Origin of the sequence: Paraburkholderia sacchari, from assembly GCF_000785435.2 — a bacterium.
Lineage (GTDB): Bacteria > Pseudomonadota > Gammaproteobacteria > Burkholderiales > Burkholderiaceae > Paraburkholderia > Paraburkholderia sacchari.
Genome location: NZ_JTDB02000002.1, coordinates 457,178 through 483,627, shown reverse-complemented (window position 1 = coordinate 483,627; position 26,450 = coordinate 457,178). Strand labels below are relative to the sequence as shown.

General features: G+C 65.2%; 24 protein-coding genes. 14 read left to right on the top strand and 10 right to left on the bottom strand.

Translation table 11 applies throughout. The annotated features are described in order from the left end of the window. Positions 1-5: 5 nt before the first annotated feature. Entirely contained in the window at positions 6-248 is a 243-nt protein-coding gene (locus tag NH14_RS08960; RefSeq protein WP_035523661.1) for a hypothetical protein, read from the top strand. Positions 249-315: 67 nt separating this feature from the next. Here NH14_RS08960 and rfaE2 read toward each other — a convergent pair whose 3' ends face one another. The 7 genes from rfaE2 to NH14_RS08925 form a co-directional block, all read right to left on the bottom strand. After that, on the bottom strand, positions 316-801 hold the full coding sequence (gene rfaE2, locus NH14_RS08955) for a D-glycero-beta-D-manno-heptose 1-phosphate adenylyltransferase (RefSeq protein WP_035523658.1): 486 nt from the start codon (positions 799-801) through the stop codon (positions 316-318). A 154-nt stretch (positions 802-955) separates the two neighbouring features. Beyond that, positions 956-1,825, bottom strand: coding sequence for a ferritin family protein (locus tag NH14_RS08950; protein WP_035523655.1), 870 nt, complete (start codon positions 1,823-1,825; stop codon positions 956-958). 367 nt (positions 1,826-2,192) lie between these two features. Then, positions 2,193-3,410 (bottom strand): patatin-like phospholipase family protein, encoded by a 1,218-nt coding sequence (locus NH14_RS08945; protein ID WP_052147879.1) that lies wholly within the window; start codon positions 3,408-3,410, stop codon positions 2,193-2,195. Between the two features lie 78 nt (positions 3,411-3,488). Further along, complete coding sequence (locus NH14_RS08940) at positions 3,489-4,211, bottom strand: PhaM family polyhydroxyalkanoate granule multifunctional regulatory protein (RefSeq protein WP_035523653.1); 723 nt, start codon at positions 4,209-4,211, stop codon at positions 3,489-3,491. 139 nt (positions 4,212-4,350) lie between these two features. Beyond that, positions 4,351-5,175: an enoyl-CoA hydratase/isomerase family protein gene (locus NH14_RS08935; protein ID WP_035524031.1), complete on the bottom strand. Its 825-nt coding sequence runs from the start codon at positions 5,173-5,175 to the stop codon at positions 4,351-4,353. Between the two features lie 58 nt (positions 5,176-5,233). Further along, positions 5,234-6,433, bottom strand: coding sequence for an ABC transporter substrate-binding protein (locus NH14_RS08930; RefSeq protein WP_035523651.1), 1,200 nt, complete (start codon positions 6,431-6,433; stop codon positions 5,234-5,236). Positions 6,434-6,549: 116 nt separating this feature from the next. Next, entirely contained in the window at positions 6,550-7,542 is a 993-nt protein-coding gene (locus NH14_RS08925) for a fumarylacetoacetate hydrolase family protein (protein WP_035523648.1), read from the bottom strand. 139 nt (positions 7,543-7,681) lie between these two features. Between NH14_RS08925 and NH14_RS08920 the strand changes: the two genes are divergently transcribed. The 7 genes from NH14_RS08920 (at position 7,682) to NH14_RS08890 (ending at position 16,329) form a co-directional block, all read left to right on the top strand. Beyond that, on the top strand, positions 7,682-8,590 hold the full coding sequence (locus NH14_RS08920) for an IclR family transcriptional regulator (RefSeq protein ID WP_035524028.1): 909 nt from the start codon (positions 7,682-7,684) through the stop codon (positions 8,588-8,590). Between the two features lie 112 nt (positions 8,591-8,702). Then, entirely contained in the window at positions 8,703-10,157 is a 1,455-nt protein-coding gene (locus NH14_RS08915; protein ID WP_084225184.1) for a DUF3108 domain-containing protein, read from the top strand. Positions 10,158-10,533: 376 nt separating this feature from the next. Then, on the top strand, positions 10,534-11,361 hold the full coding sequence (locus NH14_RS08910) for an alpha/beta fold hydrolase (protein WP_035523645.1): 828 nt from the start codon (positions 10,534-10,536) through the stop codon (positions 11,359-11,361). A gap of 165 nt (positions 11,362-11,526) precedes the next feature. Then, positions 11,527-11,784 (top strand): BTH_I0359 family protein, encoded by a 258-nt coding sequence (locus NH14_RS08905; protein ID WP_035523642.1) that lies wholly within the window; start codon positions 11,527-11,529, stop codon positions 11,782-11,784. 275 nt (positions 11,785-12,059) lie between these two features. Beyond that, complete coding sequence (locus NH14_RS08900) at positions 12,060-13,130, top strand: homocysteine S-methyltransferase family protein (RefSeq protein WP_035523640.1); 1,071 nt, start codon at positions 12,060-12,062, stop codon at positions 13,128-13,130. 49 nt (positions 13,131-13,179) lie between these two features. After that, complete coding sequence (metH, locus tag NH14_RS08895) at positions 13,180-15,918, top strand: methionine synthase (RefSeq protein WP_269151824.1); 2,739 nt, start codon at positions 13,180-13,182, stop codon at positions 15,916-15,918. Between the two features lie 192 nt (positions 15,919-16,110). Continuing rightward, positions 16,111-16,329, top strand: coding sequence for a hypothetical protein (locus NH14_RS08890; RefSeq protein WP_035523638.1), 219 nt, complete (start codon positions 16,111-16,113; stop codon positions 16,327-16,329). Between the two features lie 102 nt (positions 16,330-16,431). Here NH14_RS08890 and NH14_RS08885 read toward each other — a convergent pair whose 3' ends face one another. Next, positions 16,432-16,758 carry a DUF1840 domain-containing protein gene (locus tag NH14_RS08885; RefSeq protein WP_035523635.1) on the bottom strand — a complete coding sequence of 109 codons (327 nt, stop codon included), beginning with the start codon at positions 16,756-16,758 and terminating at the stop codon, positions 16,432-16,434. A gap of 230 nt (positions 16,759-16,988) precedes the next feature. Between NH14_RS08885 and argS the strand changes: the two genes are divergently transcribed. The 5 genes from argS to NH14_RS08860 all read left to right on the top strand — a co-directional run bounded on the left by argS (position 16,989) and on the right by NH14_RS08860 (position 23,043). Further along, complete coding sequence (gene argS, locus NH14_RS08880) at positions 16,989-18,773, top strand: arginine--tRNA ligase (protein WP_035523632.1); 1,785 nt, start codon at positions 16,989-16,991, stop codon at positions 18,771-18,773. Positions 18,774-18,896: 123 nt separating this feature from the next. Then, entirely contained in the window at positions 18,897-19,757 is an 861-nt protein-coding gene (locus tag NH14_RS08875) for an SPOR domain-containing protein (RefSeq protein WP_176329245.1), read from the top strand. A 93-nt stretch (positions 19,758-19,850) separates the two neighbouring features. Beyond that, positions 19,851-20,489, top strand: coding sequence for a thiol:disulfide interchange protein DsbA/DsbL (locus tag NH14_RS08870; protein ID WP_035523630.1), 639 nt, complete (start codon positions 19,851-19,853; stop codon positions 20,487-20,489). A 14-nt stretch (positions 20,490-20,503) separates the two neighbouring features. After that, on the top strand, positions 20,504-21,277 hold the full coding sequence (locus tag NH14_RS08865; RefSeq protein ID WP_035523627.1) for an SDR family oxidoreductase: 774 nt from the start codon (positions 20,504-20,506) through the stop codon (positions 21,275-21,277). A gap of 158 nt (positions 21,278-21,435) precedes the next feature. Continuing rightward, positions 21,436-23,043: an ABC transporter substrate-binding protein gene (locus tag NH14_RS08860; RefSeq protein ID WP_035523625.1), complete on the top strand. Its 1,608-nt coding sequence runs from the start codon at positions 21,436-21,438 to the stop codon at positions 23,041-23,043. A 449-nt stretch (positions 23,044-23,492) separates the two neighbouring features. Here the strand turns inward: NH14_RS08860 and NH14_RS08855 are convergent, their stop codons facing one another. Further along, the gene (locus NH14_RS08855; RefSeq protein WP_035523622.1) at positions 23,493-24,092 is read right to left on the bottom strand and encodes a type VI secretion system amidase effector protein Tae4; all 600 of its coding nucleotides are present in this window, start codon (positions 24,090-24,092) and stop codon (positions 23,493-23,495) included. A gap of 1,089 nt (positions 24,093-25,181) precedes the next feature. Between NH14_RS08855 and NH14_RS08850 the strand changes: the two genes are divergently transcribed. Further along, on the top strand, positions 25,182-25,505 hold the full coding sequence (locus tag NH14_RS08850; RefSeq protein ID WP_035523621.1) for a hypothetical protein: 324 nt from the start codon (positions 25,182-25,184) through the stop codon (positions 25,503-25,505). A 53-nt stretch (positions 25,506-25,558) separates the two neighbouring features. On the opposite strand, the gene fabI is transcribed toward NH14_RS08850, so the two are convergent. Next, positions 25,559-26,338, bottom strand: coding sequence for an enoyl-ACP reductase FabI (fabI, locus tag NH14_RS08845; protein WP_035523619.1), 780 nt, complete (start codon positions 26,336-26,338; stop codon positions 25,559-25,561). Between the last annotated feature and the right edge of the window lie 112 nt (positions 26,339-26,450).

Genomic DNA, 26,450 nt, shown 5'->3' with positions numbered 1-26,450 from the left:
ACACGATGCTGCGCTGGCTGATCGCCATACTGATTCTCGCCAACCTGCTCGCCTTCGGGGCGATCCGCGGCCTGTTCGGCCCCGCCCCGCTGACGACCACGACCGGCAACAAGCAACTGAACCGGCAGATCCACCCGGAAGGCCTCCTGGTCCGGCCAATCAGGGCCTCGGAGTCCGTGGACGTGCCCGTGGTGGGCGGCCCGATGGCCGATCCCACCGTCAAGGCCTCCGAACTCTCGTCGCAGTGATCGGGCCCGGCCCGGCAAGGCCTGGCCTTGCGCGAGCATCGCGCCGCGCACCGGCCGATGAAACCGCTCAGCCCTGCTGCGCGCGCACTTTCTGCAGCAGCTTGGTGGTCGAGCGGTCGTGCTCGAACGCGATGGCGAGCGCGCGGCCGCCCCAGCCACGCACGAGCGCCGATTCGGGCAGCGCGTCCATGTCGTAGTCGCCGCCCTTCACGAGAATGTCGGGATGCACGGCCTCGATCAGCTCGATCGGCGTTTGCTCGCCGAATTGCACCACCCAGTCCACGCTCTCCAGCGCCGCCAGCAGCGCCATGCGGTCGTTCTCGTTGTTGATGGGGCGATCGTCGCCCTTGCCGAGCATGCGCACCGAAGCATCGCTGTTCACGCCGACGATCAGCGTCGCGCCCAGCGCCTTCGCATCGGCGAGATAGGTGACATGCCCGCGATGCAGGATGTCGAAAACGCCGTTGGTGAACACCACCGGGCCGGTCAGCGAGGCGCGCCGTTGCGCGAGCGCTTCGCGGGTCGTGATCTTGCGTTCGAAGGAAGCGGGCATGGGATTCGAATGGATCGCGGTTGAGAACGGAAGAAAAAGCAGCCGACGGAAAAACAGCCCGTCACGCGCGAGCGCTCCGGGCTGTCGGGTTCGCCACGCCGCGGCGGGCGGCGTGAGGCGAACGGTATTCAGCGGTGCACGGACTGTCCGGCTATCAGGCCGGCTGCTGCGCGCCTTGTTCGCCCTGCAGGCGCTGCACCACTTCCTTGCGGTAGCGGTTGAGTTCCTGCGCCGTGCTGAACGTGCGCTCGAACAGGATCGACAGGTTGTGCAGGATGCGCTCGACCACCTTCTTTTCCCAGCCGTCGTCGAAGCGGATTTGCTCGTCGAGCCAGCGCTCGAGCCATTCCGGATCGGGCAGGCGCGACTGCACGGTGTCGCGCGGGAACAGCGCCTGATTCACGTGCAGATTGGTGGGGTGCAGCGGCTTTTCGGTGCGGCGCGCCGAAGCCATCAGCACGCCGATCTTCGCGAACGCCGCGCGCGCGCCGTCGCCGAAGTTGTTGAGCGCCTTCTTCATATAGCGCAGGTAGGCGCCGCCGTGGCGGGCTTCGTCGCGCGAGATGGTTTCGTAGATCGCCTTGATGACCGGCTCCGTATGCCATTCGGCCGCACGGCGATACCAGTGGTTCAGGCGGATCTCGCCGCAGAAGTGCAGCATGAGCGTTTCGAGCGGCGGCGCCGGATCGAATTCGAAGCGCACGGCGTGCAGTTCTTCCTCGGTGGGCACGAGCTCCGGCCTGAAGCGGCGCAGGTACTCCATCAGCACCAGCGAGTGCTTCTGCTCCTCGAAGAACCACACGCTCATGAACGCGGAGAAGTCGCTGTCATGATGGTTGTCGCGCAGGAACATCTCCGTAGCCGGCAACGCGGACCATTCGGTGATCGCGTTCATCTTGATGGTCTGAGCCTGCTCGTCGGTGAGGAGCGACGCATCGAACTTGTCCCATGGAATGTCCTTTTCCATGTCCCAACGGACCGATTCGAGCGATTTGTAAAGTTCCGGATAAAGCATCGTGTTCATAGTCCCGCCCCTGTTCTGCGCATGACGACTTCTATCGTGCCGCCCGCGGCGCGCGTCGCGTGGCTTCCTCGCGCGTGCCCACAGGCGAAAACATTTAATTTTACGCGGTTACCGGCCGCCCGGACGCAATCAAACCCCGCCAAACAGATTACTTCCTGTCGAGTGGCAATCTGTAATGCCGGATTGAGCGGCGCCGTGATGGATTCTGGGTAGTTGCACCATGCCTTGAATCCGGCTGCCGGAATTGTCGCGGGATACCGCCCGGCGGGCGGCCCGGCAATATGCGGCAAATTGCCTCAATCGCTACGCCAAACTCACGCCCAACGACGGTCGGAAAAACCTTACACGATGATAGCACGCCGATCTTTCAGTTCCGGCGCGCCTCCGGGTGCCCGTGCACCACGCCTGCGGGCAAGTCCGACGACTGCTTGAGCCATCCCAGGAGAATCTCGCGCTGGGCGAGCGTATCGCGATAGCCGAGTTCGATCAGCTCCTGGGTAAAAGCGCTCTCGAACAGCAGATAGCTCGCAAACGCCGCGCCCGACGCGCGATTGCCGCCCACCGCGCCCAGCAGCATGCGCACCGAGAGCGGCAACTCATGCAAGTGGCGCGCCGCAACCAGCTCGATCCGCTCGCTCGGCCGGATCGCGAGCACGTCGATGTGCCGCCAGCCGCTTTCCGGATCGACCGTGTGCGGCAAGTGCAGCACCATGCGGTTCACGTGCTCGATGCGCTCGATATCGGCGCTCAGCGCGTCGAGAAATACGCTCGCGAGCACCTGCTGGCCAATTTGCGCGAGCGTCGGATAAACGTCGATGTCGGGACGCGCGGCCGGCACCTCGGGCGCGCTCGCGTTCGCGCCGATCACCACGATGCGCTGCGCGCCGAAGTGGATGGCCGGCGAAAGCGGCGCGATCTGGCGGATCGAGCCGTCGCCGAAATATTCGTGATGGCCGTCGAGTTCGAGGCGCACGGCGGGGAACACATAGGGAATCGCCGCCGAAGCCAGCAGATGCGCAGGCGTGAGCGCGACCATGCGCGCCGTGCGCTGCGCGCGCCGCCACGCGCTGATCGGCTCGCTCGCCTGATAGAAAGTCAGATGCCGCCCCGACGAATAGCTGAGCGCCGTCACGGAAAGCGCGTGCAGGAGGCGCTCGTCGAGCATCTGCTCGATGCGGTGGAAGTTGAGCGTGTCCGCCAGAAAATGTGCGAGTGGCGTGTTGTCGAACAGCGTGCGCGGCGTGCGCCGCGCCGCGAGGCCGAAGGTGGCCCAGCCGAACATGAGCGCCGTAAGCCAGCGCGCGCCCGCCGCGGCAACGCCGGCCACGTCGGTGCGATACACCTGGGCGGCGCTCAGCGAGGACCAGATCTCGACGAGACGCTCGGCGCCATGCAGGAAGTGATCGGCATGGCTGGCGATGGAGGTGGCGTTGATCGCGCCCGCCGAGGTGCCGCAGATCACCGTGAACGGCATCGCGCGCCGCGACGGCTCGGCCTCTTCGGCAAGTTCCGCGAGCGCGCGCAGCGCGCCGGCCTGGTAGGCCGCGCGTGCTCCGCCGCCCATCATCACGAGCGCAAGCCGCATGACGCCGACGCTCCCCGTGTGCTCTGTCCCGCAGGACGAAATAGCTGTTGACTGCCCTTACCGTGTCACGCCCCAGTCTTACTCGGGCTGCGCCGGCGGGCGCTTCGCGCCGCGCGCAGCCGTCTTGCCCGCGCTGCTGCCGCCGCCGCTGTTGCCACTGCTGCTGCGTTTGGCCGCCGGCTTCGCAGGCGGCGCGGCCGCTTCGGCGGCAGCCTGCACCGCCTCAGCCGCCGCCGCGGGCTGTGCCATCGCAAACTGCGCGAGCTGATTGAACTGTGACTGCAACAGGTTCCACCACGACGAGGCGTCGAAGCCCGGCGGCGGCGTCGTGTCATCGGCGCCTGCGGCTTGTCCAGCCCCGGCGGCCCCTGCGGACTCGGCGCCTGGCTGCGCGCGTGCCGCGCGCGGCTCGGGTTCCGGCGCGCTGTGGGTGCTCGACGGACTCATCTGCGACTGCGCGAAGGTGCCAAACGCACGCAGCGTGGACAGCGTCGCGCGCTGCACTTCGAGCGCCTGGATCGCGGACTGCAACATGCTCAGGTTCAGCTTGAGCCACTGCTCGACGGCGCGCAGGTCGGTGATGCGCTTGTCGAGCTCCTCGATGTTGGTGAGCGGCGTCATCATGTCGGACATCATCGACAGCGATGGCCCGAGCCCCTGCGCCGCGCCCGGCTCGCTGCCGGGAAAGGCGCTGCCGAACGGCGTGAGGCGCATCATCCCCCACATGCGGTCGAGCATTTCAGCGGGCGGAAAGCCGGGAAAGCCCGGGAACGGCGGCACGGTGCCTGCGGATTCGGTCATGCGGATTCTCCCTCGCGATGTTGGCGGCCCGGCGGACCGGCCAGTGTGGGCTGCGGCTTGCGGTGCGCGGCATGTCTGGCTGCGCACGGCGCGAAGCGCGGATGGTCTGCTTCGATCATACCGCGCCGCCACGGTCCCGTTAGAACGGATCGCCGCCCGGAAATTCCGGTGCGCGCCGCTCGCGCAGCGACTTCACGCCTTCGTGCACGTCGGGTCCGGCAAAGCCCATGAATTCGAGCGCCAGCGACGTATCGAAATTCGGTCCCGCCTGGCGCAGCCAGTTGTTGAGCGCGTACTTGGTCCAGCGCAGCGCGGTTTGCGAACCGTTCGCGAGGCGCTTCGCGACTTCGAACGCCTTGGGCAGCAGATCGTTCTCGTCCACGGCGAGCGAGACGAGGCCGATGCGCTCGGCCTCCTCGCCGCTCACCGGCTCGCACAGCAGCAGGTAGTACTTCGCCTTCGCCATGCCGCACAGGAGCGGCCAGACGATCGCCGCGTGATCGCCCGCCGCCACGCCAAGGCGCGTGTGCCCGTCGATGATGCGCGCCGACTTCGCCGCGATGGAGATATCGGCGAGCAGGCCCGCGACGAGCCCCGCGCCCACCGCCGGACCATGCATCGCCGAAACGATGGGCTTGCTGCAATTGATCACGTTGTAGACGAGGTCGCGCGCCTCGCGCCAGACGCGCGCACGCACGTCGAAATGCGTGGCCATGTCCTCGACGAGCGCGAGGTCGCCGCCCGCCGAAAAACCCTTGCCCTCGCCGCGGATCACGGCAACGCGCGCATCGGGGTCGCGATCGACGTCGCGCCAGATTTCGGCGAGTTCGCGATGCATGTTCGCGTCGGCGGTGGCGAGGCCGCTCTTGTTCGCGCCTTCGCCGCTCATCACGATCTCGACTATGCCGTGCTCGTGCCGCCGCACGCGCAGCGCGTGATAGTTAGCGTAAAAAGGATCGTTCATGGGCGGCTCCTCGATTGTTTCGGATTGCAGAATCATGGGATGCGGTATCAAGGCGCCATCAACGCGGCTGGTAGACCCATTTGCCGCCCTGGATCTCGACCATCACGCGTGCACGCGCGTCGAGCCCCAGGTGGTCCGTGACGCTCATGTTGATGATGCCGTTGGTGGTGTGCAGGCCGCGCGTCGACTCGATGGCGTCGCGCAGCGCGTAACGAAACTCCTTCGTGCCCGGCGCCGCGGACTTGAGCGCAACCGGAATCGCGCTGCCGAGCACGAGGCCCGCGTCCCACGCATAAGCGCCGAACGCCGACACCGACCCGGCGCCGTGTTGTGCTTCGTAGCGCGAAATATAGTCGAGGGCGAGACGCCGCGCCGGCTCGCCCTCGGGCAGTTGCGAGGCGACCAGCACCGGGCTCGCGGGCAGGAACGTGCCGTTGCAGTCGGCGCCGCACACGCGCAGGAAGTCGCGGTTGCCCACGCCGTGATTGTGATAGATGAGGCCCTTGTAGCCGCGCTCCTTGAGCGCCTTGGGCGGCAGCGCGGCGGGCGTGCCGGCCGCGCCCACCACGACGGCGTCGGGCTTCGCGGCGGCGATCTTCAGCGCCTGGCCTGTCACGCTCGGGTCGGTGCGATTGAAGCGCTCGCTCGCGACAATCTTGATGCCGCGCGCCTGGGTAGCTTTCGCGACTTCGGCATAGAAAGCCTCGCCTAGCGCGTCCGCCTGGCCGATGTAGGCGATGGTCTTCACGTTGTGCGCGGCCGCGTGCTCGGCGATCGCGCCGGCCATCATCGCGTCGGTCTGCGGCGTCTTGAACATCCAGTGGCGCTTGTCGTCCATGGGCTCGATGATCTTCGCCGAGGACGCCAGCGAAATCGCGGGCGTTTCGCTTTGCGCGATTACGTCGAGCATCGCGAGCGTGTTCGGCGTAATCGAGGAACCGATGATGACGTCCACGTGCTGTTCGTCGATCAGCTTTCTCGTGTCCTGCACGGCCTGGGTGGTGTCGGAGGCGTCGTCGAGCACGATGTACCGAACCTGCTGGCCCGCGATCTCGGTGGGCAGCATGGCCACGGTGTCGCGCTCGGGAATGCCGAGCGAAGCGGCCGGGCCGGTGAGCGAGAGCACGAGGCCGATCTTGACTTGCGCGAGCGCGAGCGTGGGGGCGAGAAGGCTGGCGAGCGCCGCGCATGGCGCAGCCAACCGGAGTGCGAGCGAACCAGCGAAACGACGTGTGCGACGTGGGTGAAGCGGCTTCACGGTGTCTCCTTGTGTTTGTCGAGCGTATTCTGCGTACGGCTTCGAGTGGGCCAGTGTAGCCGCACGCGAGGCGCGCGGAATCAGGCTAAACCCCCGCTTAATTCCTTCCAGACAGCTCAGGCGGACTCAGCCCCCGGCGCCACCGCCTGATCGATCGCGCCGAAAATCGAGTGCCCCGCTTCGTCGAGCATTTCGATCTTCACGGTGTCGCCGAACTTCATGAATTCGGTGCGGGCCTCGCCATGCTCGATCGTCTCGAGACAGCGCTTCTCGGCGATGCAGCAGTAGCCGCGCTTCGCATCCTTGTTCGAGACCGTGCCCGACCCGACAATCGCCCCGGCGCGCAGATTTCGCGTCTTCGCCGCGTGCGCGATCAACTGGCCGAAGTGGAACACCATGTCGGTGCCCGCGTCGGGCTGGCCGACCTTCTTGCCGTTCCAGTACACCAGCATCGGCAGATGCACGCGCCCTTCGCGCCAGTGCTCGCCGAGTTCGTCGGGCGTCACGACCACGGGCGCGAACGACGAGGCCGGCTTGCTCTGGAAAAAGCCGAAGCCCTTCGCGAGTTCGGCGGGAATCAGATTGCGCAGCGAGACATCGTTCACGAGCCCGACGAGTCGCACGGCCCTGAGCGCTTCATCGGCGCTCGCGCCCATCGGCACGTCGCCGGTGATGACGGCCACTTCAGCTTCGAAGTCGATGCCCCAGGCTTCCGATGCGCACACGATGTCGTCGGTCGGGCCGATGAAGTCGTCGCTGCCGCCCTGGTACATGAGCGGATCGGTCCAGAACTCGGGCGGCATTTGCGCACCGCGCGCGCGGCGCACGAGCTCGACGTGGTTCACATAGGACGAGCCGTCCGCCCACTGGTAGGCGCGCGGCAGCGGCGCCATGCACTGGCGCGCGTCGAAGCTGAAGGCGTTGCGCGCGCGGCCGTGGTTGAGCGTGTCGTAGAGATCGAGCAGTTGCGGCGCGTAGAAGCGCCAGTCGTCGAGCACGCGCTGCAGCGTGGGCGCGATCGCGTCGGCAATGGCGGCGCTGCGCAGGTCGCGGGAAACGACGATCAGCTGACCGTCGCGGGTGCCGTCCTTCAACGTGGCGAGTTTCATGGAGTTGAGCGTTGGTGACGATAGAGGAAATGTATTCTACGATGGTGAATCGATGCGGCCCAAGCGTGCCCAAGCGTGCCCAAGCGGGACCAAGCGGGACCGCGCACTGGATTTCGAACACCACGACCCGAACAACTTCATGCCTCCGTCTTCCCGAGCCACCCGATCCGCCCGCTCCTCGAGCACATCGGCAACCCACGCCGATGACGCTATCGACCTCGACGATGCAGCCGACGCACAAGATAGCGCCGACACCGGCGAAGAGAAACTGCGCTCGGGCATCCAGTCGATCGAAGTGGGCTTCCGCCTGCTCGAAGTCCTGACCAACGAACCGCGCGCGATGATGCTGCGCGATCTCGCGCAGCGCGCGGGCATGAGCCCGGCGAAGGCGCACCGCTATCTCGTGAGTTTCATGCGCCTTGGCGTGGTCGCGCAGGATCCGCTCTCGGGCCGCTACGAACTGGGCGGCTTCGCGCTGCAACTCGGGCTCGCGCGCCTGGCGCGCGTCGACGGCGTGAAGCTCGCACGCATCGCGCTCGCCGAACTGCGCGACGCGCTCGATATCACCGTGGGCATCGCGGTATGGGGCAACCAGGGGCCGACGGTCGTGCACTGGATGGAATCGAGCCATCCGGCCAAGGCCTCGCTCAAGCTCGGCGACGTCATGCCCATGCTCGGCTCCGCCACGGGGCTGCTGTTCGCCGCCTACCTGCCACGCAGCAAGACCGGGCCGATGATCGAGCGCGAGCTTGGCAGCGCGCAGCATTACTCGTCGGGCTCGACGCCACGCACCAACGAAGAACTGGAGCGCGCGTTGGCCGAAGTGCGCGAGCATGGCGCCGCGCGCGTGGAAGGCATGCTGCTGCCGACCATCCACGCGTTCTGCACGCCCGTCTTCGATGCCACGGGCGACCTCGCGCTCGGGCTCATCGCGCTCGGCCACGAAGGCGCGTTCGACATTGCCTGGAATGGCGTTGTCGATACCGCGTTGCGCGCGTGCGCGCAGAAGCTCTCGTACGAATTGGGGTACAGCCCTGTTGAACGTTGAAGGATCGAAGCGGTCGAGGCTTTCTGCAGCCAGCGCGCGTACCGTGTCACAGTAGCGGGTTCGCAGTCATCGCCCTCTCTACACGCTAGCGCCTTCAGTCCTGGTTGAGCCAATGTCCACGTCCACCGCAAACCGCCAGATCGATCGCCCCGCGCCGCCGCGCCGCTCGCGCGCGTGGCGCTGGGCGGCCGCGTTCGTCGCGGTGAGCGCGCTGCACTGGGTCGCGGTGCAGTGGTTCGAGCGTCATCACGGCGCGCCGCCACCGCTCGCTCCGGCGCGCGTGCCCGTGCAGGTGACGCTGCTCAAGACCGAGCGCATCGCGCAGCAGGCGCGGCCCGCCACGCCCGCTCCTGCACAACCCAAGCCCGCGGCGCCCGCGCGCCCGAAGCGCGCGACGAGCCCGCCGCACACGCTGCATGCCATTACGCCGCCTGCGCCGCATCCCAGGACGGCCGCCGCGCCCGAAGCGCCGCAAGCCGCGTCGAGCCCTGCCACAGAAAGCGCAGCGGAAAGCGCCGCGAATGCCGCAAGTGGCGCGGCCGCCGCGAACGGCAACGGCAGCAATCCCGCCGCCCAGGCAGAGCAGGCCTCGCCCGGCGAAGCGTCGCCCGGCGTGAAGTTCTCGGTGCCGCCTTCGGGCGATCTTCAATACGACACGTTCTTTAACGGCGCACGCAATCAGCCCGGCACGATCCACTGGAAAAGCGATGGCAAGCGCTACGAGATCGTGGTGGCGGTGCCGCTGCCCTTCGTCGGCACGTTCAGCTGGACGAGCCGCGGCCATGTGGATGCGTTCGGCCTCGCGCCCGAGCAGTACATCGAAAAGCGCGGCAACCGCCTCGACAACTTCACGATCTTCAATCGCGAAGAAAAGCAGATCGTTTTTACGCGCACGCCGAATTCGCTCGCGTTGCCCGACGGCGCGCAGGACCGCTTCAGCATGGTGATGCAGCTCGCAAGCCTCGTGCGCGGCGCCCCCGACGCCTACAAGCCCGGCGTCACGCGCGAGTTCTACGTGGCCGACAACAACAGTGGCGAAGCCTGGCCCATCGCCACCATCGGCGACGAAACGGTCAGCACAGACCACGGCGTGGTCACGGCGCGCCACTTCATGCGGCTGCCGCGCCACGAGGGCGACAAGCGCCGCATCGACGTGTGGCTCGCGCCCGCGCTCGGCTGGCTGCCGGTACGGCTCGTGCAGACCGAACCGAACGGCACGCAGATCGAACTGTTGTGGCGCGGCGCGCTCAGCGTGCCGCCCGCGAATGGCGCGATAAGCGGCGCAGCAAGCGGCCCAGCGAACACAACCACGGACGATACAAAACAAAACATGCCAACCAGCGCCGCAACCTCCCCCGCGGCGACGGAGGAAGCGGCTCCGGCCACCCCGAACGGCGGCACGCCGGGCGCTGCATCGCCGTCCGCAGCGCCTGCGCTCACGCCTTCGTCGCCGGCGGCACAACAATCCACGCAGCCGGCAGCGCCATCGACGCCACCACCCGCCGCGCCGCCGGCCACGCAAGACACGACGCCGCTGCCGGCCGCCGACGCGCCCATGCACCCCTGAGCGCCCTGCCACACACAAACGCCCAACAAAGTCGCTCATACGCGACGACACCGGCCCATCTGCCCACACGTTTGCGCGAAATGGCGCATACTGAAAATCGTCGAAGCGCCCATGGCGAAATGCCGCGGGCGGTACAGAACGACTAGACGAATCCACTGAGGAAAAGCTTCGAATCCATCCGCTGACGCGCCCGCCACGAGTTACAGCGAGACAGCGTGCAGCCGGACAGCAGCACATGACGATGCAACACGGTTAGCGCCACGAACGCCGCCACGCCCGCGCATCTTTCGTACGCAGCGTCCGCAACACGGCAACGACGTTCACGCAGGGACTCGCAATCGGCTGGACTCCCGACCCCGAGGTCAAGGAGGAACGCATGCAAGCGACTGTCAACGGCATCGATACGCGCTACGTCTTCGAAGACCGCAGCGGCGGCCCCGCATTGACGTTCATTCATCAGCTCGGCGGCGACCTCACCGTATGGGACACCCTCGCGGGCCATTTCCGGCACCGCTATAGCGTGCTGCGCTACGACGTGCGCGGCCATGGCGCGAGCGCCGTCTCGCGCGAGGCTTTCGGCTTTCGCGAACTCGCTGACGACCTCGCCGCGCTGCTCGACGCACAAGGCATCGAGAAGACACATCTCGTCGGCATGTCGATGGGCGGCATGATCGCGCAGCAGTTCGCGCTCGACCATACGACACCCGGCACCCAGTCCGACGCACAAACGCCCGCGAACTCGCGTGCACGCTCGCTCACGCTCTGCGATACCGCGAGCCGCACCGCGCCTGAAGCTCGCCCGGCATGGGACGAACGCGCTGCGCTGGTTCGCCGCGAAGGTCTAAGCGCGCTCGCCGACACGACCATGGCGCGCTGGCTGACCGCGGGCTTTCGTCTCACGCATCGCGATACCGCCGCACAAATATGTGACGTTTTATTACGCACACCTGCCGAAGGTTACGCGCGCGCATGCGAAGCGCTACGCGATTTCGATGTTCATGAACGACTGGCGCAGTTGCGCGTGCCCACGCTGGCCGTGGCAGGACGCCACGATACGGGCACGCCACCCGCTTTGACTGAAACACTGGCGCAAGCCATACCCGGTGCGCGCTTCGAAATGCTCGATGCCGCACATCTGGCCCCTGTAGAGGAATGTCACAGTTTCGCAGCCCTGCTCGAAACGTTTCTTGGGCAGCATGTCTAAATGATGCGCCCGGTTTGTTGCACCCTGAGAAAGGAGAAAAAAAGGCGGAACCAGGAAAGGCAATCGGATAAAGAGGTGATGTGGGACCCACCCCTTGAATTCCCGAACGAACGCTCCATGTATCGGTACAAGCAGTGAGGGAGCACAGGAAAAAGGAGTGTCGCCATGCAAATGATCTACAACAGTCCCAACTATTGCGTCGTCGAATTCCCCCCGCAGGATGGCCATATCGCCATGTGCTCGGGAGGCTATGAGATCGTCGACAAAAATGCGCGGCGTGAGATTTTTATTGACGGCGCGATGGCCGCGCGGTTTCGCGAAGACGTGCAAAAGCTGATGGACGAGGAGCAGTCGCTCGACGAGGTGGACGAATTCCTCGGACAGTTCGACAGCCTCATGCAACAACCGGTCGTGCTTCACTGACGCTGCCCGCTTCGCGTCGCAGTTCCAGTGCTCACGCCCGCGATTAGACCCGCAGTCAAACACACGGCGCCCACGCTCATGCAACACCCTGGCAACACATAGCGCCCTCAACCGCAATACAGGCAACACCCCGCTCAGGGAACCCCGCCCGGCCGCAAGCCGCGCGGGGTTTTCATTTTCAGGGGCCATCCAGGTGGCGCGCCAGCGGGGCTCCCCCGCTACCGTTACAATGACAGGTTTCCCAGTCCTCCGGCGCTTTTGTCCGCCCGCCATCCATGAACCAGCTTGCCGAACACGCTTCGCGCCCCGCCGGGGCCACCTCGTACACACGCGGCGCCGCATTGCCCGCGCTGCTCGCTTCGCGCATCCTGATCCTGGACGGCGCGATGGGCACGATGATCCAGCGCTACAAGCTCGACGAAGCCGCCTACCGCGGCCAGCGCTTCGCCGACTATTCGCGTGACATCAAGGGCAACAACGAGCTGCTCTCGATCACGCAGCCGCACATCATCAGCGAAATTCACGAGCAGTATCTCGCAGCGGGCGCGGACATCATCGAGACCAACACCTTCGGCGCGACCACCGTGGCGCAGGACGACTACGGCATGGGCGAACTCGCCGTCGAGATGAATCTCGAATCGGCGAAGCTCGCGCGCGCCGCGTGCGAAAAGTACTCGACGCCCGACAAGCCGCGCTTCGTTGCGGGCGCCATCGGACCGACGCCGAAGACCGCGAGCATCTCGCCCGACGTGAACGATCCGGGCGCGCGCAACGTCACGTTCGAAGAACTGCGCCGCGCGTATTACGAGCAGGCCAAGGCGCTGATGGACGGCGGCTGCGACCTGTTCCTCGTCGAGACGATCTTCGACACGCTCAACGCCAAGGCCGCGCTGTTCGCGCTCGACCAGTTGTTCGAAGACACCGGCGAGAACCTGCCGATCATGATCTCGGGCACCGTCACCGACGCGTCGGGCCGCATTCTCTCGGGCCAGACCGTCGAGGCGTTCTGGAATTCGCTGCGTCACGCGAAGCCGCTCACGTTCGGCCTGAACTGCGCCCTGGGCGCCGCGCTCATGCGCCCGTACATCGCCGAGCTCGCGAAGCTGTGCGATACGTACGTGTCGTGCTACCCGAACGCGGGCCTGCCCAATCCGATGAGCGACACCGGCTTCGACGAGACGCCGGCCGATACTTCGGCACTGCTCAAGGAATTCGCAACGGCTGGCCTCGTGAACGTCGCGGGCGGCTGCTGCGGCACGACGCCCGAGCACATCGCCGCGATTGCCAGGGCGGTCGCCGAAATCAAGCCGCGCCGCTGGCCCGGGCAATATCGCGACGCTGCATAAGGCCATAACGCCATAGCGAAGCACCCACGCGCCGACTCACCACGACACTCTGACGACCCGGTCCCACGCCATGACTGACCATACCTTGCGACTCTCCGGCCTCGAACCCTTCAACGTGAATGAAGGGTCGCTCTTCATCAACGTGGGCGAGCGCACCAACGTGACCGGCTCGAAGGCCTTCGCGCGCATGATTCTCAACGGCCAGTTCGACGAAGCGCTCGCGGTCGCCCGCCAGCAGGTCGAGAACGGCGCGCAGATCATCGACGTCAACATGGACGAAGCCATGCTCGACTCGAAGGCCGCGATGGTGCGCTTCATGAACCTGATCGCCTCCGAGCCCGACATCGCGCGCGTGCCGATCATGATCGACTCGTCGAAGTGGGACGTGATCGAGGCGGGCCTGCAGTGCGTGCAGGGCAAGGCGATCGTCAACTCGATCTCGCTGAAGGAAGGCAAGGAGCCGTTCCTTCATCACGCGAAGCTAATCCGCCGCTACGGCGCGGCGGCCGTCGTGATGGCCTTCGACGAGCAGGGCCAGGCCGACACCTTCCAGCGCAAGACCGAGATCTGCAAGCGCTCCTATGACATCCTCGTGAACGAAGCGGGTTTCGCGCCCGAAGACATCATCTTCGACCCGAACATCTTCGCGGTGGCCACGGGCATCGAGGAGCACAACAACTACGCGGTCGACTTCATCGAGGCCACGCGCTGGATCAAGCAGAACCTCCCGCACGCGAAGGTGAGCGGCGGCGTGTCGAACGTGTCGTTCTCGTTCCGCGGCAACGACCCGGTGCGCGAAGCCATCCACACGGTGTTCCTCTACTACGCCATTCAGGCGGGCATGGACATGGGCATCGTGAACGCGGGGCAGTTGGGCGTGTACGCCGATCTCGACGCCGAGCTGCGCGATCGCGTGGAAGACGTGGTGCTCAACCGCCGCGCCGACGCCACCGACCGCCTGCTCGAAATCGCCGACAAGTTCAAGACCGGCGCCGCGAAGAAGGAAGAGAACCTCGAGTGGCGCAACCAGGAAGTCGAGAAGCGTCTCGCGCATGCGCTCGTGCACGGCATCACGAACTTCATCGTCGAGGACACCGAAGAAGCGCGCCAGAAGATCATGGGCGGCGGCGGGCGGCCGATCAACGTGATCGAGGGCCCGCTCATGGACGGCATGAACATCGTCGGCGACCTGTTCGGCCAGGGCAAGATGTTCCTGCCGCAGGTGGTGAAGTCGGCGCGCGTGATGAAGCAGGCCGTCGCGCACCTGATTCCGTTCATCGAGGAAGAAAAGCGCAAGCTCGCGCAAGCGGGCGGCGACGTGCGCGCGAAGGGCAAGATCGTGATCGCCACCGTGAAGGGCGACGTGCACGACATCGGCAAGAACATCGTCTCGGTCGTGCTCCAGTGCAATAACTTCGAAGTGGTCAACATGGGCGTGATGGTCCCGTGCAACGAGATTCTCGCGAAGGCGAAGGTCGAAGGCGCGGACATCATCGGCCTCTCGGGCCTCATCACGCCGTCGCTCGAAGAGATGGCCTACGTGGCCTCCGAAATGCAGCGCGACGACTATTTCCGCGTGAAAAAGATTCCGCTCCTGATCGGCGGCGCGACCACCTCGCGCGTGCACACCGCCGTGAAGATCGCGCCGAACTACGAAGGCCCGGTGGTCTATGTGCCGGACGCTTCGCGCTCGGTCTCGGTGGCGTCGAGCCTGCTTTCCGACGAAGGCGCGGCGAAGTACATCGACGAGCTCAAGACCGACTACGACCGAATCCGCGACCAGCACGCCAACAAGAAGGCGCTGCCCATGGTCACGCTCGAAGAGGCGCGCGCGAACAAGACGAAGATCGACTGGGCGAACTTCCAGCCCGTGAAGCCGAAGTTCCTCGGCCGCCGCGTGTTCAAGAACTTCGACCTCAACGAGCTCGCGAACTATATCGACTGGGGTCCCTTCTTCCAGACCTGGGATCTCGCGGGCCCGTACCCGCAGATTCTCAACGACGAGATCGTGGGCGAGTCGGCGCGCAAGGTGTTCTCCGACGCCAAGTCGATGCTTTCGCGTTTGATCCAGGGCCGCTGGCTGCAAGCGAACGGCGTGATCGCGCTCTTGCCCGCGAACACCGTGAACGACGACGACATCGAGATCTACACCGACGAGTCGCGCACCCAGGTCGCGCTCACATGGCGCAACCTGCGCCAGCAGTCGGTGCGTCCGGTGGTCGACGGCGTGATGCGTCCGAACCGGTCGCTGGCCGACTTCATTGCGCCGAAGGATTCGGGCGTGGCCGACTACATCGGCATGTTCGCGGTCACGGCGGGCATTGGCGTCGATGTAAAGGAAGCACAGTTCCAGAAGGATCTCGACGACTACAGCTCGATCATGCTCAAGGCGCTCGCAGACCGCTTCGCCGAAGCGTTCGCCGAGGCGATGCATGCGCGCGTGCGGCGCGACCTGTGGGGCTACGCGGCCAACGAGACGCTCGACAACGACGCGCTGATCGCCGAGAAGTACGCGGGCATCCGCCCGGCGCCGGGCTACCCGGCGTGCCCGGACCACCTCGTGAAGCGCGACATGTTCGAGTTCCTGCAGGCGGACGAAGTCGGCATGACGGTGACGGAATCGCTCGCGATGCTGCCGGCAGCGAGTGTTTCCGGCTTCTATCTCGCGCATCCGGACAGCACGTACTTCTCGGTGGGCAAGATCGGCCAGGACCAGCTCGCCGACTTTGCGCGCCGCATGGCGCTCTCCCCCGAGGACGCGCGCCGCGCGCTCGCGCCGCTGCTCTAAAACACCGGCATCGACACTACGCCGACATACGAAAACCGATAGGCCGAGTATTTTGCGCACGCGAATTCTCGGCTTTTTTTCGGCTTTGTAAGATGACCGCGCAGCACCCCAAGCCCAACGCGGCACGCATCCTCTGGCGCCGCTCCGGCTCGTTCATCAGCAAGTCCTTAAAAGTCGTCCGGAGATAATCATATGAAGAAGCTGATGTTGATGTTGACCGCCTTCGGCGTCGCGGCGCTCTCGCAGCCGTCGTTCGCCCAGCAGCCGGCCGCCGTGCACCAGGAGGCAAGCGACGTGTCGTCGTATTCGGCCCCTACCCAGAAGCACGTGAAGAAGCCGAAGAAGCAGAAGGCTCCGAAGGGTGCCGCTTCCGCCGCCTCGGCAGCAGCGCCGGCGGCCGCCAGCCAGTAAGCCGCGCGGCAGCCAGAAAAAGCCGCGAGTACCAAAGCAAAGAGCCCGCACAGTTCGCTGTGCGGGCTCTTTGCTTTGGAGATGCCGGTTCGGGGGCGCGGCTCAAAGACCCCAAAGGACGTCGTTGTCCTCCTGTTTCGCCGCACGCAGCATGTCTAGGAACGGAAACGCGCGTTGCGCGAGGCCCGGCGGCAATTCGTGAGGCTCGTGGCCGTCCTCGCCGTCGTGGAAATGCCCCTCGTGCTCGGCACGTTCCTTCTTGTCGGTGGCGATGGCGGCTTCGAGCTTGCTGATGGCGGTGTCGAGCTCGTCGTGCGTAATTACGCCGCGCGGACCAAGCCGCTTGCCGATAATGCCGAGGAGGTACTGAGCCAGGTTTTCCAGCATCGTCACGTCGGGCGCTGCGTGGCATTTGAACGTAACCAGCATATCTGCTCTCTCCTTTGTGTTTTTCGGGGCCCGCTTCGGGCTTCTCGTTCCACAACTCTTTTCACATATTAGCACCTGCTAAAATCCGTCTGGACGGAATTACCCGCAGGGCGCGGCCACGCGCAAGATCTGCCCAAAGCGGCGCGAGGCGCGATGCCGAACTCGCCGCCGGCCCGCCGCCACGGCTGCCAGCCCCGCCCCCCACTACCCGCACAGGACTTGCAACAAGCATGCTGCCCGCACAGAAACTGACCCTGGAGACCTTGCTCGCCGACGCCGTCGCCAAGGTGGCCCAGGCTACCGAAGGCGCCGCCGAGGCCGCATTCGTCGTTCCCGCCATCGCGCTCGAGCGCCCGAAGGTCGCCGCGCACGGCGATGTCGCCTGCAACGTGGCGATGCAGCTCGCCAAGCCGCTGCGCACCAATCCGCGCGCGCTGGCCCAGCAGATCGTCGAAACCGTGAAGACGCTGCCCGCCGCGGCCGGCCTGATCGCCGACGCCGAAGTGGCCGGCCCCGGCTTCATCAACCTGCGCCTCACCGCCGACGCCAAGCGCGCCGTGCTTAACGCCGTGTTCGCCGAAGGCGCCGCGTTCGGCCGCTCGCAGCGCGAAGCGGGCCGGCACGTGCTGGTCGAGTTCGTCTCGGCCAACCCCACCGGCCCGCTGCACGTCGGCCACGGCCGCCAGGCCGCGCTCGGCGACGCAATCTCGAACGTCCTCGCCTCGCAGGGCTACGACGTGCATCGCGAGTTCTACTACAACGACGCGGGCGTGCAGATCGGCAACCTCGCCATCTCCACCCAGGCGCGCGCGCGCGGCCTCAAGCCCGGCGACGCAGGCTGGCCCGAAGCGGCGTACAACGGCGAATACATCGCCGACATCGCGCGCGACTATCTCGAGGGCGCGACCGTCGCCGCCAAGGACGGCGAGCCCGTGAAGGGCGCGCAGGACCCCGAGGACCTCGAAGCGATCCGCCGCTTCGCCGTTGCGTATCTGCGCCACGAGCAGGATCTGGATCTGCAGGCGTTCGGCGTGAAGTTCGACCGCTACTACCTCGAATCTTCGCTGTACACGGAAGGCCGCGTCGAGAAGACCGTCGAGGCGCTCGTCGCCTCGGGCCAGACCTACGAGCAGGACGGCGCGCTGTGGCTCAAGACCACCGACTACGGCGACGACAAGGACCGCGTGATGCGCAAGTCCGACGGCACCTACACGTACTTCCTGCCCGACGTCGCCTATCACGTGACCAAGTGGGAGCGCGGCTTCACCAAGGTCATCAACATCCAGGGCTCGGACCACCACGGCACCATCGCGCGCGTGCGCGCAGGTTTGCAGGCGCTCGGCGTGGGCATCCCGAAGGGCTACCCCGACTACGTGCTGCACAAGATGGTCACCGTGATGCGCGATGGCCAGGAAGTGAAGATCTCCAAGCGCGCGGGCAGCTACGTGACCGTGCGCGACCTGATCGAATGGTCGGGCGGCGCGAACCCGGGCAGCGAAGTCGCGCCCGACCTGCTGGACGAAGCCACCATCCGCCGCGGGCGCGACGCCGTGCGCTTCTTCCTCATCTCGCGCAAGGCCGACACCGAATTCGTGTTCGACATCGACCTCGCGCTGAAGGAAAACGACGAAAACCCCGTGTACTACGTGCAGTACGCGCATGCACGCATCTCGTCGATTCTCGGCGACTGGCAGGGCAAGCACGGCGGCAAGCTGGCCGCGCTGCCCAAGGTCGACCTCGCGCCGCTCGACAGCGAGCGCGCGCTCGCGCTCATCGCGAAACTCGGAGAGTTCCCCGACATGCTCACGCATGCCGCCACGGAGCTCGCGCCGCACGCCGTGGCGTTCTATTTGCGCGAACTCGCGGCTGAGTTTCACTCGTTCTACAATGCCGAACGCGTTCTCGTCGACGATGCCGCCGTGCGCGACGCGCGCGTGGCGCTGCTCGCAGCCACGCGCCAGGTGCTCGCGAACGGCCTCGCCGTGATCGGCGTTTCGGCGCCCGAGCGCATGTAACACGACTCGCTTCGCATGCAGCACGCCGGCAGCGAACCCGCCGCCGGCGCGCCGCGCGAAGCCGCGCACGACATGTTTGGGGCGCATCCGCACGCGGATACGCGCCGTTCCAGATTCTCTTGTTTGCAGGTGATTCAGACGATGGCAAAACCGCGCCGCACTACGAAGCAGCAGTCGAAACAGTCCGGGGGTACTTTTCTCGGTGTCGTGCTGGGCCTGATTGTCGGCCTTGCGATCGCGGTGGTCGTGGCGCTCTATATCACGCGCTCGCCCACGCCGTTCGTCGCGAAGGTCGCCCCGCCCACCGACGCGAGCCAGGCCGAACAATACGATCCGAACCGCGTGCTGCAAGGCAAGACGCCGGGCCAGCCGGTGCCGCCGCAGGCCGCACAAAGCACGCCGCCGAACACCGCGCCGGGCCAGACCACGAACCAGTCGCAATCCTCGGGCATGCTCGAAGAGCCGCAGATCGTCGAAGTGCCGCCGTCGGCTTCCGCCGACAACGGCGCGGATCACGCCAATAACCAGGCCAATAACCAGGCCAACAGCGGTGCCAATAACGGCGTCGCGGTCGCGCCGAAGCCCTCGACCGCCGCGCCGAAGCCGCAAGCGCCGAACGCGCCCGCGCAGCAGCTCGCCAACAATCAGCCGCAGAAGGCGCCCAACGCCATCCCCGCGCCGAATGCAAACAACGCAAGCGGCGCGAACAACGCCAAGCCGGGCGCCCCCACGGCCGGCGACGCCAACACCGGCTACTTCCTGCAGGTGGGCGCGTACAAGACCGCGGCGGACGCCGAGCAGCAGCGCGCGCGTCTCGCGTTCCAGGGGTTCGAGTCGAAGGTGACGCAGCGCGACGCGGGCGGTATCACGTACTACCGCGTGCGCATCGGGCCGTTCTCGAAATTCGAAGACATGAACTCGAACCGTCAGCGTCTGTCTGATGCCGGGATCGACACCGCTGTAATCCGCTTCACGAAGCAGTAACCCACCTGATGCATCACCCGCGCGAGCGCGCATGACGCGCTCGCGCACCGCCTCGCCGGACGCCGCCGGCCCCGTTCACTGGAATAACACGCTATGAAACGACTTCTCGGAACGCTTTTGGTCTCGCTCTCGATGCTGGCCGGTGCGGCCCACGCCTCGCCCGAAGCGCCTGTTGCCGGCAAGGACTACACGGTCCTCAAGGCCGTGCAGCCCCTCGACGTGCCCGCGGGCAAGATCCAGGTCATCGAGTTCATGTGGTACGGCTGCCCGCACTGCAACGAATTCGACCCGCTGCTCGAAGACTGGATCAAGAAGCAAGGCCCGGACGTCGTGTTCAAGCGCGTGCCGGTGGCATTCCGCGACGACTTCATCCCGCATTCGAAGATGCTCTACGCGCTCGACGCGCTCGGCCTCACGCAGAAGCTCACGCCGGTCATCTTCCATGAAATCCACGTGAACAAGAACTACCTGCTCACGCCCGAAGATCAGGCGAAGTTCCTCGCCACTCAAGGCGTCGATCCGAAGAAGTACATGGAAGCGTACAACTCGTTCTCGACGCAGAGCGCGCTCCAGCGCGGCAATGCCATGCAAACCGCGTACAAGATCGACGGCGTGCCGACCATCGCCATCCAGGGCAAGTACGAGACGGGTCCGGCCGCGACCAACAGCCTGCCGGGCACGCTCCAGGTGATGGACTTCATCATCTCGCAAATCCGCGCCAAGAAGATGTGAGCCCGCGCGCCGGTATGACGTCACCCTTGAAGGTCTTCATCACCGGCGCGTCGAGCGGCATCGGCGCGGCGCTCGCCGCCGAATACGCGCGGCGCGGCGCCACCCTCGGGCTCGTCGCGCGCCGCGCCGATGCGCTCGAGGCCTTCCGTCAATCCCATCCCCAGCACCCCATCTCCCTTTATTGCGTCGATGTGCGCGACGCCGATGCGCTCGCCGCCGCCGCGCGCGCCTTCATCGCCGAGCACGGGCTGCCCGACGTGGTGATCGCCAACGCGGGCGTGAGCCGTGGCGTACTCACCGGTCATGGCGATCTCGCCACGTTCCGCGACGTGATGGACACCAACTACTTCGGCATGGTCGCCACCTTCGAGCCGTTCGCGCAAGCAATGGCGCAAGCGCGGCGCGGCACCCTCATGGGCATCGCGAGCGTGGCAGGCGTGCGCGGGCTGCCGGGCTCGGGCGCCTACAGTGCCTCGAAGGCGGCAGCGTTCGCGTATCTGGAGTCGCTGCGCGTGGAGATGCGACCGTTCAAGGTGCGCGTGGTGACGATCGCGCCGGGCTACATCCGCACGCCGATGACGGCGAAGAACCCGTATCGCATGCCGTTCCTCATGGATGCCGAGCGCTTCGCCGCCAAGGCCGCCGACGCCATCGCGCGCGGCACCGCCTTCGCGGTGTTCCCATGGCCGATGCGCGTGGTTGCGGCCCTGCTCGGCGTACTGCCGCGCTGGCTCTACGATCGCGCGTTCGAACGCGCCCCGCGCAAGCCGCGCGCCGCCCAGCATTGACCGCCGAGGCTGATCGGCACAATCCCCGCATGGCCGCTGCACGACCGCCTCGCCCGATCGCGCCCCATATGGGTATGCCGATTATGTTGTTGTCTGCGCAATCTCCGTTCGATAAGCTTGGCCGGCTATAAAGCCAATCGGACACCCCTGGAGACCCCATGCGCTTCCTCTCGCCCGCTCCCGTGCTCGCCGCCGCGCTTGGCGCGGCGCTCGCCTGCGCGGCCCTGCCCGCGCTCGCGAAACCGCTCACGGTGTGCACCGAATCGAGCCCGGACGGCTTCGACGTCGTGCAGTTCAACTCGCTCGTGACCACCAACGCATCCGCCGACGTGATCTTCAACTCGCTCGTCGCCTACGACGAAGCGCAGAAGAAGGTCGTGCCCGCGCTCGCGCAGTCGTGGGACGTGAGCGCCGACGGCCTGACCTACACGTTCCATCTGCGTCCCAGCGTGCAGTTCCAGACCACCGAATGGTTCAAGCCCACGCGCGCGCTCAGCGCCGACGACGTGGTCTTCACCTTCGGCCGCATGCTCGACGCCGACAATCCGTGGCACAAGGTAGCGGGCGCGAGCGGCTTCCCGCATGCGCAGTCGATGGGCCTGCCGAAGCTCATCAAGTCGATCACGAAGGTCGACGCGAACACGGTGAAGTTCGAGCTCAACGAGCCGAACGCCACTTTCTTGCCGATCCTCACGATGGGCTTCGCGTCGATCTACTCGTCCGAATACGCGGACCAGCTGCTCAAGGCCGGCAAGCAGATCGACCTGAACGCGAAGCCCGTGGGCACGGGCCCGTTCGTGCTCAAGAGCTACACCAAGGACGCCGTGATCCGCTACGACGCGAACCCGACGTACTGGGGACCCAAGCCCAAAGTTGAGCGCCTGATCTACGCGATCACGCCCGACGCCGCCGTGCGCGCACAAAAGGTGAAGGCAGGCGAATGCCAGATCGCGCTCTCGCCCAAGCCGCAGGACGTGGCCGACGCCAAAACCGACAAGGCGCTCAAGGTCGTGCAGACGCCCGCGTTCATGACGGCCTTCGTCGCGCTCAACACGCAGAAGAAGCCGCTCGATAACGTGAAGGTGCGCCAGGCGCTGAACCTCGCGTTCGACCGCACGACGTATCTCAAGGCGATCTTCGACAACACGGCCACGCCCGCGACCAACCCGTGGCCGCCCATCACCTGGGGCTACGACAAGTCGATCTCGCCGTATCCGCACGACATCGCGAAGGCGAAGCAGTTGCTCGCGGAGGCCGGCGTGCCCAATGGCTTCGCGACCACGATCTGGGTGCGTCCGAACGGCAGCGTCCTGAACCCGAACCCGCGCGCAGGCGCCGAGCTGCTGCAGGCCGATTTCGCGAAGATCGGCGTGAAGGCCGAGATCAAGGTGATCGAGTGGGGCGAGCTCATCAAGGAAGCGAAGCAGGGCCAGCACGACACGCTGTTCATGGGCTGGGCCGGCGACAACGGCGACCCCGACAACTACCTCTCGCCGCTCTTTAGCTGCAATGCGGTGAAGTCGGGCATCAACTTCGCGCGCTTTTGCGATACACAGCTCGACAAGCTGATCGCCGATGGCAAGACCACCGCGGATCAGGCGCAGCGCGCGAAGGATTATGAAGCCGCGCAGAAGATCATCCACGATCAGGCGCTGTGGATTCCGCTCGGCTATCCCACGGCCGCGGCTATCACGCGCACGAACGTGAGCGGCTATCAGGTGAGCCCGTTCGGGCGGCAGAACTTCGGTGGTGTTGCGGTGCAATAGCCTTAATCGCAGGACCGTACGAGGAAAAAAGCCGGAGCATGTCTCCGGCTTTTTTGCGCCTCAGGGCAAGCCGGGCCGATAACGTGCGCCTATCGGGCCGGACCCAATTGGCATCAATCAGCGTCAACCGAAGACAACGGCGTAAAAAAACAGATAGAAACAGACAGTCCCCAAAGTAAGGAGTGACGCTGTCAGCACTCGTGACGATGTACTGTTAGCGGGTTTAAATCCTGCAATCGCCCAAATGACGCTCGGCACGAAGACGAACGCGACGATAAAAACATAGCCAAACGCGGACACGTCGCAATGCTCAATGTCCCAGCAATCATGCCAACGCGTATTGAACAGGGGCCATGATAACCGCCGCGACAATCGACTCATCCATACCGCCGATTGCCACGACAATAGAACGCCGACGCACAGATACGCGATTGACCACGCGGCACGCTTCACTTGATTTCCCAAAAGAGAATTTGCCTGGACATGCCCAAATCGGAGTACCACGCCGACGATATGCCAGGCGTGAAGCGCATGAAGGTGTTGATTGCACCTCCGATACTCGGCGACGTCAGCTTAAGGCCGTTCCATAGGTCGATATGGCCACCGCTAGCATTCGCTGCGCTCTCGCCGTCGCGTGACCAGTAACGCGAAAACTGGATAATACCTGTGCGACCTTTAACTTTCGCCTCCCAATCCGGTCCCGTCACATCTTCGGCTTTCGACAAACCTGCGAATGGTTGCAACTTGAGCCATTGTCCCATTTCATCCGCACGCGTCGCCGTCGGCTTCCCGTCTAGCAAGATTCGCCCGATCTTGTCACCGTTCATTGGGCGAATCAGTTTCTGCGAAAAGGACTTCATTCCAATCCCGACTCGATGAAGCGTGACGCTCATGCGAATAGCGCATTGATTCTCGTATGCGGGATTGTCGTATGGATTGCCGCTCGGATAGTTCGCCCACAGTTCGGCGAACTTCACGGCCTTTAGTGGCACTTCTTTTACCGAGCCAAGTGTGTTGTTCGTCTGTACAACGGTTTTCTTATTCGGCATTGGTCCACCCTTCATGGCTTAGGGCTTCATCTCCCCAATGAATCGCATAGGTGCCCGCGCTATCCGTGTAGATGCGAGGCAACCGGCCGTTACTATCCGCACGACCGCACACGATTTGCCCGTCCGATGTTTCAATAAGATACGGGTAGCCCTGCACCGAAACACCGCGAACGCTGGCTGTTACCTGTTCGTCGTATATCTGGCCCGACTGCGCGGCGAGCCGCGCGACAACGGGTGCGGCTCGGCTTTCATCTACGTACGTAACGCTGCTCGCGTAGCACGCTATTACGCGTGGGGGCGTTTCGCACTTACAGATCACGATATCGCCGTCCACCGCTTCCTGTGCTCCGCCAATCGTGAAGTCGCGACCTCGGAGGGATTCCGATATCCTGGCCCCCGCAACAATGATTCCGACGGATTGACAGTCCGCACACTATGCTTCGTGTCCTAAATAAGCTTGCTTTCGGTGTTGGCCGTCTGGGCCTTGAATAGTGCAATGCGGATTGCCCTCTATGATCCGGCTATTGCCGCCGCTGGTAAGAGGATCACCTTCGACTACTGCGTAGTAGATGCTCATGGCTGTGCTCCCGATGGCTCTCGATATTCCGGTATTCAGAACGGGCGAAATTCCGCCCTGACACGGGATACGACACCAAGCCAGGAGGGCAGGCTATCGGACAAGTATGAAAAGAGGCGCAAGCGATCTGAAAGCCTGAGGCGACCTCCAGCCTTTCTACTCTTAAGGCAAACGTGGCGCGCCCCGCATTAAACGCTCAAGCGCACCGGCTGCCTGATCTACAAACCAGGTGTTCTGTCACCTTCGGCGCACCGCGCCACACACGTTACGCACGCCGGAAATGCGCAACATCGTGCGTCTAATTGGGGCGCGCAATTTTTCTCGCAAAATGGTGAAGCATCGCGGAAAGCCTTGGTTTACGGGGCTTTTCGCTTGCGCGCCTTCCCCCGAAAGCGAACATCAGGCCCGCATGGACCCGTAACACCGAGACGATTGTTGCAGTTTTGTAATCCGCCGCGCAGCGACCCGGACTAAATTGAAAGCGTCCATTCAACGAGCCAAAGGAGACTCGAATGAACGCGAAACTCATTGCCGCATTGGGTGCGGGCGCAACGATTCTCGCCATCTCGCAGACCGCGACAGCCGGCGTCTCCGTGGGACTCGCCGTTGGCGTGCCGGTATATACGGCGCCCGCGCCGGTTTACGCGGCGCCGGCCTACGCGGCACCGGCCTACGCAGCGCCGGCCTATGTGGGCTGGCGCTACGACGACCGCCGCTGGGACGAGCGTCGCTGGAATGAGCGCCGTTGGGAAGACCATCGCTGGAACGACCATCACTGGGGCCACGACCGCCGCTGGGACGACCGTGACCGCGACTACGGCTACCGCCGCTGGTAAGCGGGCCGTGTCGCGCTTGTAGAGCGCCTGTAGCGCGCGCGAAACCCGCGCGCTCAGGCCATGATGTGCGAGCCGCCGTCGACGTAGACCGTATTGCCGGTCAGGCGGCGGGCGTAGCGCGTAGCAAGATAGGCCGTCGCGTAGCCGACATCCATGATGTCGACTAGCTCGCCTAGCGGCGCGCGCTCGACGGCTTCCGCGAGCATGCGGTCGAAATCGGGCAGGCCCGACGCGGCGCGCGTCTTGAGCGGCCCCGGCGAGATCGCATGCACGCGAATGCCGAGCGGCCCGAGTTCATAGGCGAGATAGCGGCACGAAGCTTCGAGCGCCGCCTTCACCGGTCCCATCAGGCTGTAATTCGGCACGACGCGATTCGCGCCGTCATAACTCATCGCGAACAGCGTGCCGCCGCGCGGCATCAGTGGCGCGGCGCGCTTCGCCATGCGGATGAACGAGTGGCACGAAACATCCATCGCATACGCGAAACCCTGCGCCGACGATTCGAGCAGGCCGCCCTGGAGGTCGGCCTTCGGTGCGTGGGCGATCGAATGCAACACGATGTCGAGCGTGCCCCACTGCTCGCGCACGGCCTCGAAGACGGCGTCGAACTGCGCCTCGTTCTCGACATCGAGCGGCAGCAGCATTGCCGCGCCTAACTCGTTCGCCAGCGGCTCGACGTAAGGCTTGGCCTTGTCGTTGAGGTAAGTGAGCGCGAGTTCGGCGCCCAGCTCCGCGAAGGCGCGCGCGCAGCCGTAGGCAATCGATTCGGCGTTCGCCACGCCCGTTACGAGGGCACGCATGCCTGCAAGCGGCCGGTCGGGAAGAGTTTGCATGGATAGCCTCGACGGTGTATCGCGAATCGGGGCAGGTTCGATGTCCGCCCGATTCACGGTTCGTGGTTCGGCGCCCCGCGCGCGTGGCTTGCCACACGCGCGGCGCTTCCTC

What these genes read in the sequence shown, in the direction of transcription:
- NH14_RS08960 (WP_035523661.1), top strand. Translation starts at nt 6, where the DNA reads ATGCTGCGCTGGCTGATCGCCATACTGATTCTCGCCAACCTGCTCGCC.
- rfaE2 (WP_035523658.1), bottom strand. Translation starts at nt 801, where the DNA reads ATGCCCGCTTCCTTCGAACGCAAGATCACGACCCGCGAAGCGCTCGCG.
- NH14_RS08950 (WP_035523655.1), bottom strand. Translation starts at nt 1,825, where the DNA reads ATGAACACGATGCTTTATCCGGAACTTTACAAATCGCTCGAATCGGTC.
- NH14_RS08945 (WP_052147879.1), bottom strand. Translation starts at nt 3,410, where the DNA reads ATGCGGCTTGCGCTCGTGATGATGGGCGGCGGAGCACGCGCGGCCTAC.
- NH14_RS08940 (WP_035523653.1), bottom strand. Translation starts at nt 4,211, where the DNA reads ATGACCGAATCCGCAGGCACCGTGCCGCCGTTCCCGGGCTTTCCCGGC.
- NH14_RS08935 (WP_035524031.1), bottom strand. Translation starts at nt 5,175, where the DNA reads ATGAACGATCCTTTTTACGCTAACTATCACGCGCTGCGCGTGCGGCGG.
- NH14_RS08925 (WP_035523648.1), bottom strand. Translation starts at nt 7,542, where the DNA reads ATGAAACTCGCCACGTTGAAGGACGGCACCCGCGACGGTCAGCTGATC.
- NH14_RS08920 (WP_035524028.1), top strand. Translation starts at nt 7,682, where the DNA reads ATGCCTCCGTCTTCCCGAGCCACCCGATCCGCCCGCTCCTCGAGCACA.
- NH14_RS08915 (WP_084225184.1), top strand. Translation starts at nt 8,703, where the DNA reads ATGTCCACGTCCACCGCAAACCGCCAGATCGATCGCCCCGCGCCGCCG.
- NH14_RS08910 (WP_035523645.1), top strand. Translation starts at nt 10,534, where the DNA reads ATGCAAGCGACTGTCAACGGCATCGATACGCGCTACGTCTTCGAAGAC.
- NH14_RS08905 (WP_035523642.1), top strand. Translation starts at nt 11,527, where the DNA reads ATGCAAATGATCTACAACAGTCCCAACTATTGCGTCGTCGAATTCCCC.
- NH14_RS08900 (WP_035523640.1), top strand. Translation starts at nt 12,060, where the DNA reads ATGAACCAGCTTGCCGAACACGCTTCGCGCCCCGCCGGGGCCACCTCG.
- NH14_RS08890 (WP_035523638.1), top strand. Translation starts at nt 16,111, where the DNA reads ATGAAGAAGCTGATGTTGATGTTGACCGCCTTCGGCGTCGCGGCGCTC.
- NH14_RS08885 (WP_035523635.1), bottom strand. Translation starts at nt 16,758, where the DNA reads ATGCTGGTTACGTTCAAATGCCACGCAGCGCCCGACGTGACGATGCTG.
- argS (WP_035523632.1), top strand. Translation starts at nt 16,989, where the DNA reads ATGCTGCCCGCACAGAAACTGACCCTGGAGACCTTGCTCGCCGACGCC.
- NH14_RS08870 (WP_035523630.1), top strand. Translation starts at nt 19,851, where the DNA reads ATGAAACGACTTCTCGGAACGCTTTTGGTCTCGCTCTCGATGCTGGCC.
- NH14_RS08865 (WP_035523627.1), top strand. Translation starts at nt 20,504, where the DNA reads ATGACGTCACCCTTGAAGGTCTTCATCACCGGCGCGTCGAGCGGCATC.
- NH14_RS08860 (WP_035523625.1), top strand. Translation starts at nt 21,436, where the DNA reads ATGCGCTTCCTCTCGCCCGCTCCCGTGCTCGCCGCCGCGCTTGGCGCG.
- NH14_RS08855 (WP_035523622.1), bottom strand. Translation starts at nt 24,092, where the DNA reads ATGCCGAATAAGAAAACCGTTGTACAGACGAACAACACACTTGGCTCG.
- NH14_RS08850 (WP_035523621.1), top strand. Translation starts at nt 25,182, where the DNA reads ATGAACGCGAAACTCATTGCCGCATTGGGTGCGGGCGCAACGATTCTC.
- fabI (WP_035523619.1), bottom strand. Translation starts at nt 26,338, where the DNA reads ATGCAAACTCTTCCCGACCGGCCGCTTGCAGGCATGCGTGCCCTCGTA.